The 13,408-nt window shown below is 27.9% G+C and carries 12 protein-coding genes; 5 read left to right on the forward strand and 7 right to left on the reverse strand.

The features are described from left to right. Positions 1-51 precede the first annotated feature (51 nt). A complete protein-coding gene (gene ftsA, locus EPJ79_RS05610; RefSeq protein ID WP_021958837.1) occupies positions 52-1,308 on the reverse strand; it encodes a cell division protein FtsA in 1,257 nt (418 codons plus the stop codon). A gap of 164 nt (positions 1,309-1,472) precedes the next feature. On the opposite strand from ftsA, the gene der reads away from it, so the two are divergent. After that, positions 1,473-2,858, forward strand: a complete 1,386-nt coding sequence (gene der / locus EPJ79_RS05615; protein ID WP_147738755.1) for a ribosome biogenesis GTPase Der — start codon at positions 1,473-1,475, stop codon at positions 2,856-2,858. Beyond that, positions 2,848-3,480, forward strand: coding sequence for a glycerol-3-phosphate 1-O-acyltransferase PlsY (plsY, locus tag EPJ79_RS05620; protein WP_147738756.1), 633 nt, complete (start codon positions 2,848-2,850; stop codon positions 3,478-3,480). Before der ends, plsY begins: the two co-directional genes overlap by 11 nt. Before the next feature lie 111 nt (positions 3,481-3,591). Here the strand turns inward: plsY and fsa are convergent, their stop codons facing one another. Together fsa and EPJ79_RS05630 are read right to left on the reverse strand one after the other, a co-directional pair. Then, complete coding sequence (fsa, locus tag EPJ79_RS05625) at positions 3,592-4,245, reverse strand: fructose-6-phosphate aldolase (RefSeq protein ID WP_147738757.1); 654 nt, start codon at positions 4,243-4,245, stop codon at positions 3,592-3,594. 78 nt (positions 4,246-4,323) lie between these two features. After that, positions 4,324-5,190, reverse strand: coding sequence for a DMT family transporter (locus EPJ79_RS05630; protein WP_147560854.1), 867 nt, complete (start codon positions 5,188-5,190; stop codon positions 4,324-4,326). Positions 5,191-5,328: 138 nt separating this feature from the next. Here EPJ79_RS05630 and EPJ79_RS05635 point away from each other — a divergent pair, with 138 nt between their 5' ends. Both EPJ79_RS05635 and EPJ79_RS05640 read left to right on the forward strand, forming a co-directional pair. Further along, complete coding sequence (locus EPJ79_RS05635) at positions 5,329-6,168, forward strand: prephenate dehydrogenase (protein ID WP_147738758.1); 840 nt, start codon at positions 5,329-5,331, stop codon at positions 6,166-6,168. Positions 6,169-6,282: 114 nt separating this feature from the next. Continuing rightward, a complete protein-coding gene (locus tag EPJ79_RS05640) occupies positions 6,283-10,005 on the forward strand; it encodes a protein O-mannosyl-transferase family (RefSeq protein WP_147738759.1) in 3,723 nt (1,240 codons plus the stop codon). 46 nt (positions 10,006-10,051) lie between these two features. Here the strand turns inward: EPJ79_RS05640 and EPJ79_RS05645 are convergent, their stop codons facing one another. Then, the gene (locus EPJ79_RS05645) at positions 10,052-10,504 is read right to left on the reverse strand and encodes a dual specificity protein phosphatase family protein (protein WP_147738760.1); all 453 of its coding nucleotides are present in this window, start codon (positions 10,502-10,504) and stop codon (positions 10,052-10,054) included. Then, a complete protein-coding gene (locus tag EPJ79_RS05650) occupies positions 10,497-11,336 on the reverse strand; it encodes a D-glycero-alpha-D-manno-heptose-1,7-bisphosphate 7-phosphatase (RefSeq protein WP_147738761.1) in 840 nt (279 codons plus the stop codon). Before EPJ79_RS05650 ends, EPJ79_RS05645 begins: the two co-directional genes overlap by 8 nt. A gap of 108 nt (positions 11,337-11,444) precedes the next feature. Here EPJ79_RS05650 and EPJ79_RS05655 point away from each other — a divergent pair, with 108 nt between their 5' ends. After that, complete coding sequence (locus tag EPJ79_RS05655) at positions 11,445-11,966, forward strand: hypothetical protein (RefSeq protein ID WP_147738762.1); 522 nt, start codon at positions 11,445-11,447, stop codon at positions 11,964-11,966. Between the two features lie 38 nt (positions 11,967-12,004). On the opposite strand, the gene EPJ79_RS05660 is transcribed toward EPJ79_RS05655, so the two are convergent. After that, the gene (locus EPJ79_RS05660; protein WP_147738763.1) at positions 12,005-12,355 is read right to left on the reverse strand and encodes a cupin domain-containing protein; all 351 of its coding nucleotides are present in this window, start codon (positions 12,353-12,355) and stop codon (positions 12,005-12,007) included. A 67-nt stretch (positions 12,356-12,422) separates the two neighbouring features. Further along, a complete protein-coding gene (locus EPJ79_RS05665) occupies positions 12,423-13,238 on the reverse strand; it encodes a 4Fe-4S binding protein (protein WP_147738764.1) in 816 nt (271 codons plus the stop codon). Between the last annotated feature and the right edge of the window lie 170 nt (positions 13,239-13,408).

A 13,408-nucleotide genomic window follows, 5' to 3' on the forward strand; every position in this document is an offset into this window, starting at 1 on the left:
TTAAGGAGTTATGTTAACTATTTATAAAAATAAGCGTTTTGATTTAATTAATTATTTAAAAAATTCTGTGAATGGATTTTTGCTGAAAGGATTTTTGAATTTAAATTTTTTATCGGAAAATTTCTTACCGCTTTGTATATTCATTAAAGTAGCTTCGTCTAAACTCATCATTAATATTCCTATAACAGAAGAATAAGCTGGATTATTTGCAATATCTCTTATTCCCGCTATTTGGTCTGGCACTCCTATTCTTGCCGATATTGGAATCGAACCTTTTACCGCAGTTTGATAAGCTTTAGCAAGGTCTGTAAGTCCTGGCAATAAAGCTCCGCCTCCCGTAAATACCATTCCCGCGGATAAAGAATCTATATATTTCATTTTTGCAAGTTCCTTTCCGCATAGATGCAATATCTCTTCTACTCTCGGTTGTATTATTTCTGTTAAAGTTATTTTTGGAATAGTTTTAAATTTACCGCTTGCCGTAGGAACTTCTATAATTTCTCTCTCTCCTATCATATCTATAAAAGCATAACCGTAATCGCATTTTAATTTTTCTGCAGCTGGAATTGTAATTCTTAATCCTTTTGAAATATCGTTTGTTATATGATAGCTTCCAATCGGAATAACCGCCGTATGCCAAACTGTCCCTTCTAAAAATACCATTAAAGAAGTTGTTGAATGTCCTATATCGAAAACGACAACGCCTAAATCTTTTTCGTCTTTCGTAAGAACGGCTTCGGCGCTTCCTCTAACATTTACTATAAAATCTTTTCCTGAAAATCCCATTTTATTTAAAGTTCTTTTCAAATTATCGCTAACATATTTGAGTCCCGTTATTATATGAACTCTCGTTTCTAATCTTGTGCCTGACATTCCTATAGGATTTTTTATTTCATCTTGTTCGTCTAAAGAATATTCCTGCTCTATAGTTTCTATTATTTCTCTATCTTGCGGCATCAATATATTTTTTGCGCTTTCTAATACTCTTTCTATTTCCAAAGAAGTAACTTCTTTATTTTTATTATTTACTCCTATTACTCCTTTGCTATTTTTTCCTTTAATATGTTCTCCGCCTATCGTGGCTATTACATCGGGGGCTTGAATACCCGCCATATGTTCGGCTTGATTTACAGATTTTTCTATAGCGTTTGCGGCAGCTTCTATATTTACTACAATTCCTTTTATAATTCCTTCGCTTTCGCTCTCGCCTATTCCTATAACTTCAAGTTTATCATCATTTACGCGAGCTATAACCGTCTTCACCGATGAGCTTCCTGCATCAATGCCCGCTATTATTGGTTCTTTCAAGTTTATACTCCTGATAAATAATAATATTATGTTAATATTTTCGGATAAATAAAAATTTTATTAATATTATTTTTATATAACTATAAACTATAGAAATATACTAAAAATTATGATATCATAATATTTAATTTAATTATAAATTATAAAGAATTGAAAAATTAATTATGAAAAATATTGCCATACTTGGAAGACCAAATGTTGGAAAATCGACTCTTTTCAATAGATTAGTAGGAAGAAGAAAATCTATAGTCGATTCTACGGCTGGAGTGACAAGAGATATTGGAATAGCGAAAACTTTTATAGAAAATATTGAATTTAATATATTCGATACTGGCGGACTTTTAGATATAAGCGAAGATATTTTAAATGAAAAAGTTAGAGAGAAAGCTTTGAAAACGGCGACTGAAGATTCCGATATACTTTTATTTTTAGTTGACGCTCATCAAAACCATCCTGACGACAAACATTTTATAAACGCTATAAGAAAATCAAATAAACCGATTATACTCGTAATTAATAAAGTTGATGCAGATTCGCATAATCAATTAATAAACGAATTCTACTCGCTCGGCATAAAAGAAATGGTAAGCGTTAGCGCCGAACATAATAAAGGAATAGACGACTTAAAAGAAAAAATTTTGAATATATATAAAAGCTTTAATAAAAATGAATTTAAAGAAAAGAAAAAAATAATTGAAAATTCGGAAAATGAAGATAATAAAAATTTAGAAGAATTTATTGCAGAAAAAAATAAAGTAAATATAGCAATAGTCGGAAAACCAAACGCTGGAAAATCTACTCTTTTAAATACTTTAATCGGAAAAGAAAGAAGCATAGTTTCAAATATCGCGGGAACGACAAGAGACCCAATAGATGAAACTTTTAATTTTAACGGAAATGAAATTTGTTTAATAGATACGGCGGGAATAAGAAAAAAGAAAAATGTAAATTCCGATATAGAATATTATAGCGTAAACAGAGCGATAAAATCAATAGAAGCTTCCGATGTTTGTATTCTTATGCTCGATGTTTTTGAAGGTTTAACAGAACAAGATAAAACGATAGCAAATTTAATAATTGAAAGAAAAAAAGGAATAGTAATCGCTGCAAATAAATGGGATATTAGAGAGAAAGGCATAACTTGGAACGATTATGAAACATATATGAAAGAAACTTTTCCCGTTTTAAATTATGTTTTTTACGCGAAAGTGTCGGCAACTAAAAAAAAAGACGCCGAAAAACTTTTATCTTTGGCAATTAGAGTCGCTAAAACAAGAAGACAGAAATTTGAAACTCATTCGCTTACAGAAACTTTTGTTAGAGCTACAAGAGAATATACGATATCGGCAGGCGGAAGTCCTTTTAAGATTTTTTACGCGACTCAAACGGGAATAAATCCGCCAGCTTTTGCAATATTTTGTAATAATCCTCATAAATTAAATTCTCATTATAGAAGATATTTAGAAAATAAATTTAGAGAGATTTTTGATTTTAGAGGAACTCCTATAATTCTTAATTTTAGAAAGAGAGGTAAAAAAAATGATAGTTAAAATTATAAGCGTTCTAATTTCTTATTTAATAGGAGCGATTCCTTTTTCATTTATAATTGGAAAAGCAAACGGGCATGATGTGAGAAAGGAAGGAAGCGCTAATCCAGGAGCTAGCAATGTTTTAAGATTATGCGGAAAAAAAGCGGGAATTCTTGCATACTTCTGCGATATTGGAAAGGGAATGATTGCGGTTTTAATTCCTTCGTTTATATTGAAAGGACAAAATAATATTTTAATTATATGCGCGGTTGCCGCGATAATCGGACATGTATTTTCAATATTTTTAGGTTTCAAAGGCGGAAAGGGAGTTGCGACAAGCGCGGGAACAATGTTTATGCTTGCTCCTGTAAGTTTGATTATTACAATGGTATTTTTCTTTATAGGTTTATTCGCTTCAAAAAAAACTGTTGCAATGGGAAGCACAGTTGGAGCGATAATGTTTCCGATAGTTTTGAGCGTTTTATATTTTAAGTTTAATTTTTTGTATAGAATATTTTTTAATATAGATTATAAACTCCTACTTCCTATAACGATACTTTTGGCTTTGTTTATAATAATAAAACATATACCGAATTATAAGAGATTATTAAAAGGCGAAGAAAATAGTTTTTCAAAAAAATAATCTTTAATTAATTTATAATTAATGAAAAACTTTTTTTAATCGCCAATTTTATTTTTCTTTAATAATATTTACTATTTAAAATATTTATAATTTAAAATTATTATTTAAAATTTATTTTCCAAATACCGCTTCATAATCTTTTTTGAATTTTTCTATTCCTTGTTCGGTTAAAGGATGTTTCGTCATCTGCTCTATAACACTATAAGGAACTGTTGCAATATCCGCTCCAGCTAATGCGCATTCTGTAACATGTATAGGATGTCTAACGCTTGCAGAAATTATTTCAGTGTCAATACCATGCGTTGCAAAAATATCGGCTATCGTTCTTATTAATTCTAATCCATCTGTAGAAATATCGTCCAATCTTCCTAAAAATGGCGAAACATAAGTAGCACCCGCTCTTGCTGCAAGCAAAGCTTGATTGGCGGAAAATATTAAAGTGACATTCGTTTTTATTCCTTCTTTAGATAAAATTTTAACCGCCTTCAATCCTTCTACAGTCATAGGAATTTTTACAACCATATTTTTATGAATTTTAGCAATCTCTCTCGCCTCTACAATCATATCTTCAGCTTTTATAGTAGTAGCCTTAACCTCGCCCGAAATAGGACCATCAACTATTGAAGTAATTTCTTTTATAACATCGTTAAAGTTTTTTCCTTCTTTAGCTATCAAAGACGGATTTGTCGTAACTCCGCATATTACTCCCATATCGTTAGCTTTTTTTATATCTTCAACATTTGCCGTATCAATAAAAAATTTCATAAAAAATTTTCTCCCATTTATTTATAATTTATTTTCAATTTTCAATATTATATAACTAATAATAATTTTATCAATGATTTAATTTATATTGCTTTCTTTAAGAAATAATCCAATTCCGAATAATATTATTATAATTCCAACTAATTGTTTTAAACTGACGCTTTCGTTTAATATAAAATATCCTAAAATGCAAGCGCCAACGGCTTCTCCTAATATAGTCATAGAAATTACGGTTGCAGAAAACCATCTTAAAAGCCAAGTAAATATAAAATGTCCGAGCATAGTCGATATTAAAGTTAAACATAAAATATAAATCCAAGTTTCAAAAGAATATTCAAAAAAATTAACTTTAATTATAAAAGAAAGAAAACCTAAAAATATAAATGCGGGAATATAAGTAAATGCCGTATAATTAATCGCCGATAATCTTTTTCTAATATATTGTCCTATTATAAAATTAACGCTTATAAAAATAGCGGCAATTAAAGCCAAAAAATCTCCAAATAAAGCTTTCGGATTAATTTGAAAATCTCCTAATCCGATTATAAAAGAACCAGCAAAAGCGATTATAAATCCTAATATTGCCTTATTTGTATATTTTTCTTTAAAAATAAAATATCCGAATATTAAAGAAAATAAAGGCTGTAAAGTCACTATTACGGTAGAACTTGCAACCGATGTAAAATTTAAAGATTGAAACCATAAAAAATAATGCAGTCCTAAAGAAAAGCCAGAAATTATGCATAAAATAATATCTTTTTTAGTTAATGATTTTAATTCTTCTCTATTTGATTTTTTTAAAATTGTTAAAGGAAAAATTAAAATAAAAGTAAAAAATAATCTGTAAAAAGCCGTTATTGAAGCGGGAGCGTTTGCAAGCCTTACGAATATTGCAGATGCAGATAAAGAAGCGACTCCTATAAATAAAAATATTCCCTTTCCCATTAAATAATAAATTTTAACAACCTTATAAAATAAATCGATAACATTTTATATTAAAAAAATTATATTTCAATTAAACAAAATATTTTATCGTATTGTTTTTTTATAAAATCCGTTTTACAATAAAATAAAGGAATTATTATGTTAAAAATAACTGTTATTGGGCTTGGTTTAATGGGAGGCTCTCTCGTTAAAGCTTTAAAAAAATCTAAAAAAAATTATAGAATTTGGGCTATAGATACGAATAAAAAAAATATAAAATCAGCATTAAAAGACAAATATATAGAAAAAGGTTTTTATAATTATTCAAATATAAAAGAAGCTTTTGAATTTGCAGATATTATTATGATTTGCTCAATTCCTTCTATAGCTTTAAATATAATTAAAAAATATAAAAATTTAATTGGCGATAAAAAAATACTTTCCGATTTCTGCGGAGTAAAAAAAGATATTTTCAAAGCGACTTCAAATAAAAAATATATCGGACTTCATCCTATGGCGGGAAAAGAAAAAGGCGGATACGATAATTCAACGGAAAGTTTATTTAAAAATTCAAACGCTATAATAGTGGCAAACGATAAAGCAAAAAAAGAAGATATAAAAAAAATAGAGAAATTATCGAAAGATATCGGTTGCAAAAAAATAATTTTCTCAAATGCAGAAAAACATGATTATATGATAGCTTTCACGAGTCAACTTATGCATATAATCGCATGCTCAATAGTTAATCATAAACAATTTTTAGAATCATTCGGTTATGAAGGAAATAGTTTGGGCGACCATACGAGAGTTGGAACTATAGACGCCAATATGTGGAGCGAATTGTTTTTATATAATTCAAAATATTTATCTAAATCTCTATCTCAATATATAAATTGTTTAAGCGATTTTAAGAAAGCGTTAAATAATAAAAATATTAAAGAGTTAAAAAAACTTATGATTAATTCTAATAAAATAAAATCTAAAAGATTAAAAAAATAAATTAATTTTTAAAGTTATATATTGAATATTAAACGATTTTATTATATAATTACTTTCTAATATTTAATTTTATTATTTATAAACTATAAAACTTAAATCATAAGGAAAATAATAATGGCTAAACTTTCGCATTTGGAAAAAGAATATATTAAAGCTAATCATAAAAATAAAACTGCTGAAGAACTTTCAAAAAAATTAGAAAAAGATAAAGAACTTGTAGAAGAATATATAAAAGAACTTCAAAATAGGCAATCTAAAAAAAATAATAAAAATGATAAAAAAGAAAATAAAGCGATTAATACTATAAAAAAAATATTTTTTGAAGATAAAGAAAAATCAGAGCCGATTTATAAAAAATATTCTATAAAATCTTATAGACTTTCAAAAATAGATTTTATATTCGCTTCTATTTCGTTTTTATTTGCTTTCTTTTTATATTTATTTACTTTAACGCCTTCGCTTTCCGCGGGAGATAATGGCGAGCTTACAACGGCGGCATATTTTTTGGGAGTAGGACATGCGCCTGGATATCCGTTTTATACTTTAATGTCGAAATTATTTACTTATATTCCGTTTGGAAATATAGCTTGGAGAACGAATTTATTTTCAGGAACTTGCGCTGCGATTTCAACAATATTTTTTTATTTGATAATGGCAAAAGTTTTAGGACAAAATAGAATTGAAAGAGGATTTTCGCCCGTAATTCAAATTCCCGCTTTACTCTCTTCAATTGTATTCGCCATATCCGACAATATGTGGGCGCAGGCGACAATGGCGGAAGTTTACAGTTTGAATATATTGCAAATAGCTTCGATGCTTTTGATATTAGTTTATTGGTATGAAGCGGTTTGGAAACATGCAAACGATAATATAGCTTATTACGGCTCAAAATATCTTATGTCATTTGGATTTTTATACGGAGTCGCTCTTGCAAATCACCATGTGACTTTGCCTTTCGCTTTCGCTCCTTTGCTTTTTATTGGAATAGTTTTATTTTTAGTTCATAAAGACAGATATATCGAGCATATAGAAACTTCTTTTATTTCAATATTCGTATTTTTGTTTTTGCTTTTTATAGGCGGTTTTGGATATTATAGATTTATTATGAATTACGAGGCTTATTTATATTTTCCTGCAGGAGTCTCTTCAAACGATTCTATATTTTCGATTTTATTTAAACCGTTTAGCGATATGAATATAATGAGCGACATATTTACAGCTTTGGCAAACGGTTCTTATTTGCGTCCCGATATGATACAAAATTTGAAAGCGCCTTTTTATCCTACTTTGTATAAAGGAATGTTTTTAGTTTTATGGTCATTATTTTTAGTTTTAATTTGGTGTTTGGTATATAGATATTTCTTATGCAAAATAGATAAATTCAATAAAGATAACGATTTTATAACGGGAATATCTATAGAGTATTATAAAATGCTTTTAATGTTGTCTGTAGGAGTTATAATTTACGCCTATATGCCGATAAGAGCGAGAGCTTTGCCTCCTTTAAATTGGGGACAATTAAACGAACCTTCTGGCTGGGAAAATTTAAGCTATTTATTTAGTATGATTCATAGAAAACAATATGGAACTTCTGGAAACGATATTGCTGCAATTTTTATACTTCATCCCGAGCAGGTAAGCGCTTTAATAAATATATTTAAAACTCAACTTACAAGTTTAGGATTTTTATTTTTAATACCAGGGCTATTTCAAATATTTAAAAAAAATAAATTTATCGGAATATTTTCCGTATTCGGACTTTTAAGTTTTTCAATTTCGCTTATGGCTTATACAAATCCGCCTCCAAGCGTTAGAACTTTATCGTTTGTCGAAGTATTTTTTCTTCCTGCAACTTTATATATGATGGTTATAATCGGTTTCGGCATTCAATGGTATATAGAATATTTTAACGGAAATATAAAAAATGTATTTAAAAAACCTTCAAAAGAAGAAAATATAAATTCATTTAAAGCGGGACATGTTATATCTTTAGCGATTATTTTAATTATACTAATTCCAATATTTATAAATAATTTAAGCAGAAATAATAACTCAAAAGATTTTAGCAATCATGATTATTCTTATAATATGATGAACTCAATTCCCGATAACGCGATATTTGCTACCGAAGGCGGAGACAATCAAGTATTCGGACTCGTTTATTATACTATGGTTGAAAGAAGAAGACCCGACTTAAAAATATACGACCAAAAAGGAAATGTATTTGAAAGAATATACGGAAACCTAATGAAAACGGACGGAAGATGGCTTGGAGATATAAGCGATGCGGTTGATAAAGATTTTATAGAAGCGGGACGCCCTTATTATATGGCTTGGCGAAGAGAAGGACTTCATAGACTCGGAGATTATTATTTTAAGGCTTATGGACTCGTATTTAAAGTTCAGCCTATAAAATACGCTTTAGTTGACGAATTAGAATTTTTTAAATCTTTGACTATTAACGATTATAAGAATATAGTGAAAGAGCATTTGAAAATAGATTATGAGGATTCAAAAATCGCCGCAGATATTAAGGCTTTGCTTGACGAAGGTTTAATATCGACTCAAAGAAAAGATAAATATAACGGAAACGAAGAGATAGAATTTATAAAAATGTATGAGCTTCCTTTTCCCGAATTAAAAACCGAAGAAGATTATTGGAATACTTATATTATGCAAGGAACGGAGGAAGAAATTTCTAATTATGATTTTTTAACTAGAGAGATATTTATAAGTTCTTATTCTCTTGCAAAAATAGATATGTATAATAGAAAAATAAAAACCTATAATAAACTTTTAGAATATATGGGAAATGATAATATCGCTAAAAACGGAATAACAAAAAACGAAGCTAATGAAAAAATAGAAGAGCTTAAAAAATTGAAAAGAGAAGAAGAAGATAAAATGCTTAAAATAGGCTTCGATATGTCGAATGTTTATTTTTCTGTAGGAAATCAAGCGATTATTGACGGAAATTATGAGCGCGCGGTAGTTATGTATGAAGAACTTATAAGACTTGAAAAACTTATTTATCCTGCTTATTTTAATTTGGCGGCATCATACGAATATTTGGCTCGCTCAAAAGAAACGCCTTACGAAAAAGAAGCGGAATATTTAAATAAAGCTAAAGAAGTTTTAGAAAGAGCGGAAAAAACTTTTCACAGAGGAAGAGATATTGGCAATGCAGCAAGAGAGAAAAATCAAACCTATCAGCAAATAAAACAATTTATTCAAAGAATAGAATCGCAAATAAAAACTCCAAAAAGTCAGGTTGACGCTATGAAAGAACAGGCTGCTATAGAAAATAGTTTTGAAAGTTATAGCGCTTATGCAAATTATGTTTATCAAAATAGACAAGATATAGAAGAAACTTTATGGGCAAAGAAAGAGGCAAAAAATAGAGCAAAAAATACGGAGCAAATATTTTCGGTTAATAAAGATTTAGCGATATTATACGCCAATACGGGAGATATCGACTCTTCGGTAAATATATTAAACGAAACTTTAAAAATTCCTAATTTGAAAAAAGAGGATAAATCTTCTTTAGAATTTGATTTGGCAAATATTTATCTTAATCAAAAAATGTATAATCAGGCTACATATATATATTCAAAATATACGAATGAGCTTACTCAAGATGGAGCTTTTGCTTTATATGCAATCGGGCATATGTATATTGAACAGAATAAAGTTATAGAAGCTTTAAATATTTACAACGACTTTAAAAGTAGAATGTCGCCTTTGACTTCGACAAATCAGGTTATAGCAAATCTTTATCAAGATGTTGAAAGTAGAAGAGTTCAGATAATGCAATATTTGGCTTCTATGCCTAGATAATAATTTGTTTTTGAATATGTTTATAATTTTTAATAAATAATATTTTCTAAAATTTTATTATATCATCCCAATATCTTTCAAAATATTTATACATTCCAAATCCTGGATAATAATTATTATAAATATTTTTGAAATCGCTTACAGCATTTTTCACGGAAGAATTATCAATATAACCTTTATTTGCCATATAAATCAAAGCTATAGAAGGAGAGCGAGACGCTCCAAAATTGCAATGAATCAATACTTTTTTCTTTTTGATTTTTCTGTCTATAAACTCTATTGATTTTTTTATTATTGGATAAGCGTAATCGTAGGAAAGAGTGGATATATCAAGCAAATTCAAATATAAATCGTCAATATTTTCAAAAACTACTTTATCTCTCACATTTCCACAAACGCCACGAACAAAACAACTTTGGCATGCATGAACTATAGCTCCTTCAAATTTTCTGCAATCATTATCGTTTCCGACAAATAAATTTTTATATATTTCAGTCATAATTAATATCTCCATTTTGTAAATAATAATATATATCTTTTGTATCGACAATATTTTCTCTGTTAATTATTTTATAAGCGGGAGTTTCAATAAGAAGAGTTTTCAAATAAGGAATTTTTATAATATCCGTATCTCTATCGCCTATCATAAAAGACGCGCTTAAATCAATATTATATTTTTTTGAGGCAAGCAAATGCATTCCAGATTCGGGTTTTCGCATCATTGAAATTATATTATATTTTTTATTTTCGCTTTTTATATGATAAGGGCAATAATAAAAATCGTCTATTAAAGCTCCGCATTTTTTATATTCTTCGTAAATATATTTATGAACTTTTTTAACATCCTCTTCTGTGTAATAACCGTAAGAAACGCCAGCTTGATTTGTGGCGACTATAGTTATAAATCCTTTTTCTTTAGCATATTTTACAATTTCTATAAATTCTTTTTTTATTTTAACTCTATCAACGCTTCCTACATATCCCAAATCTTCCATTAATATTCCGTCTCTGTCTAAAAATAAAGCCTTATTGATTTTTTTATTTTTATTTGGAATATATAAAGGAATTCCGAATAATAATTTTTTTTCAAAAGCTTTATTAATAATCTCTTCGTCAATATTTATTTTATTATTATTTTTATAAGCGATTTTTTTTAATATAGAATAGCCCGATAAAGAATTTTCTATATCGTTTTTTATAATTCTGTAATCGTTATCAATAGAATAAAATTTATTATTATTTTCATTATTAAGATTAAAATCTAAACCTACCAAAACGGCGTCTTTTTCTAATTTAGAGTAAAATTCTAAAAAAAAGTTATCAATATTCATATAAAAACCCGCATAAGAATAATAATATTTTATATTTTAATTTTTATCAATCTTTAAATTTAATTAAAATAATGTATCATATAAGCAATAATAATTTAGGATAGTTTTATGAATACGATTAAAAATGTTTTTACAATGTTAATGCTTAAACTTATAAAATTTTTATTAGGATTTTCTTCTCGTTTAGTTCCTTTTCTTATAATAGCTTTGGCGATTCTCAAATCGACTAAAATAATAGAATTAAATTCAAAATATATTATCGCAATTATCGTAGTCGAAGCGATTTTAATAATATTTAATTTAATTTTCAATTCTCTATTTTTTAAAAATAAAGAAAAAGAAGAAACTAATAACAAAACGGACAATAAGACTAAAGAAGAAAATAAAAAATTCCAAATCTTAAATACGATTTCCGCATTTTTTGGATTTTTAACTTTAATATTTATTTTATTAAAAATTTTCAAAGCTATAAATTGGCAATGGATTTGGGTTTTATCTCCGTTATGGCTTTCAACCGCTTTAATAATTTCAATTCTTATTATAGCGATTATAATATTTATTATTTCTTTAATTTTTAGAAAAGATAAAGACGAAGTTTCAGACGATAATTCAAATAATAATATAAATTAAAAACGGACGAGATTTATTCCCGTCCGAAAAATAAATATTTACGATTCGGCTCTCACCTGTATAACCAAAACCTTAAAAGAGTCTTTGGCTTCTTTTGTTTTCAAAGAATGAGGAGCGTTTGCAGGAATCAAAATCGACTCTCCGCTTTTTACTTCAAAGGATTCATTTTCTATAATAATATATCCTTCGCCTTCAATCGCGCTTACTAAAATATCTCCCGTTCCGCTATGAGTAGGCACTTCGGCATTTTTTCCAAGAGAAAGAATTTTTATAATTAAACTATTTCTTTCAACTAACGAAAAAGGATTTAGACTATTTTCTTTAACGAAAACTAAATCTTTTAAAGCGATAACTTTTTTAGCTTCAACATTATCAATATATTTATTCATAATATTTTTATTCTCCTTAATTATTTAAAATCAATTTTTTTAATTATATAATAAATAAAAGTTTATTTTATACAAGATTTCCTTCTATTGATATTGTATAATCTTTTATTATTATATTTTTATTAGCTCTTTCCATAGCTTCTCTAACTATCATCTCGACTCCGCCGCAACAAGGCACTTCCATATGAGCTATAGTTATAGATTTTATATTTTTATTTTCAAATATATTTGCAAGTTTTTCTATATAAGAATCTATATCGGAGTCTAATTTCGGACATAATAGCATAAGAATTTTATTCTTTAAAAATTTATTATGGAAATTAGGATATGCAAAAGGAACGCAGTCGGCAGATATAAGCAAATCCGCATTATTTAAATAAGGAGCGTTTGGATTCATTAATTTTAATTGTATGGGCCAATTTGCTATTTCGGATTGCATATTAACGGCTACATTGTTTTCACTATGATGAATATTTTTTCTTAAATCTCTTTGCATACTGCCAGGACATCCACATGGCAAATCTTCTTCTATAACGGGTATTTCTATATTATTTTCTTTCATATAATTTATTGCCTCCTCTAATAATTTATTTTCCCCATGTTCTTTCAAGTGTTTTAAATGAGCTTTTATAACATTTTCTCCTCCTTTGACTATATTAACCATAACTTTAGCTTCGTTATATTCTTCGGCTTCCCTTTCCTCTATATGTAAAGCGTCAACAGGACAGGTTTTTATGCAAGCTCCAAGTCCATCGCAAAATAAATCGCTTATAAGTCTTGCCTTACCGTCTATTATTTGTAAAGCGCCTTCGGGACAATCGGGAATGCATAATCCACAGCCATTGCATTTGTCTTCGTCTATTGTTATTATTCTTCGTTTCATAATAATTAATTCCTCCTTAAGAAATTATTTTTATTTTATTAATTATTAATAAGCGTATTTTAAATATTTTTAAAATATTTGTCAGTTGCTATGGCAACAATATTTATATTCGATTTAATTATACCTATAGATAAAAATCTTTATGTAATTTATAATATATTTTGACAATA

This window comes from Brachyspira aalborgi (assembly GCF_008016455.1).
Taxonomy (GTDB): domain Bacteria; phylum Spirochaetota; class Brachyspiria; order Brachyspirales; family Brachyspiraceae; genus Brachyspira; species Brachyspira aalborgi.

Bases quoted from the DNA above. Each gene is read 5' to 3' on its own strand.
- der (WP_147738755.1), top strand. From the start codon at position 1,473: ATGAAAAATATTGCCATACTTGGAAGACCAAATGTTGGAAAATCGACT.
- plsY (WP_147738756.1), top strand. From the start codon at position 2,848: ATGATAGTTAAAATTATAAGCGTTCTAATTTCTTATTTAATAGGAGCG.
- fsa (WP_147738757.1), bottom strand. From the start codon at position 4,245: ATGAAATTTTTTATTGATACGGCAAATGTTGAAGATATAAAAAAAGCT.
- EPJ79_RS05630 (WP_147560854.1), bottom strand. From the start codon at position 5,190: ATGGGAAAGGGAATATTTTTATTTATAGGAGTCGCTTCTTTATCTGCA.
- EPJ79_RS05635 (WP_147738758.1), top strand. From the start codon at position 5,329: ATGTTAAAAATAACTGTTATTGGGCTTGGTTTAATGGGAGGCTCTCTC.
- EPJ79_RS05640 (WP_147738759.1), top strand. From the start codon at position 6,283: ATGGCTAAACTTTCGCATTTGGAAAAAGAATATATTAAAGCTAATCAT.
- EPJ79_RS05645 (WP_147738760.1), bottom strand. From the start codon at position 10,504: ATGACTGAAATATATAAAAATTTATTTGTCGGAAACGATAATGATTGC.
- EPJ79_RS05650 (WP_147738761.1), bottom strand. From the start codon at position 11,336: ATGAATATTGATAACTTTTTTTTAGAATTTTACTCTAAATTAGAAAAA.
- EPJ79_RS05655 (WP_147738762.1), top strand. From the start codon at position 11,445: ATGAATACGATTAAAAATGTTTTTACAATGTTAATGCTTAAACTTATA.
- EPJ79_RS05660 (WP_147738763.1), bottom strand. From the start codon at position 12,355: ATGAATAAATATATTGATAATGTTGAAGCTAAAAAAGTTATCGCTTTA.
- EPJ79_RS05665 (WP_147738764.1), bottom strand. From the start codon at position 13,238: ATGAAACGAAGAATAATAACAATAGACGAAGACAAATGCAATGGCTGT.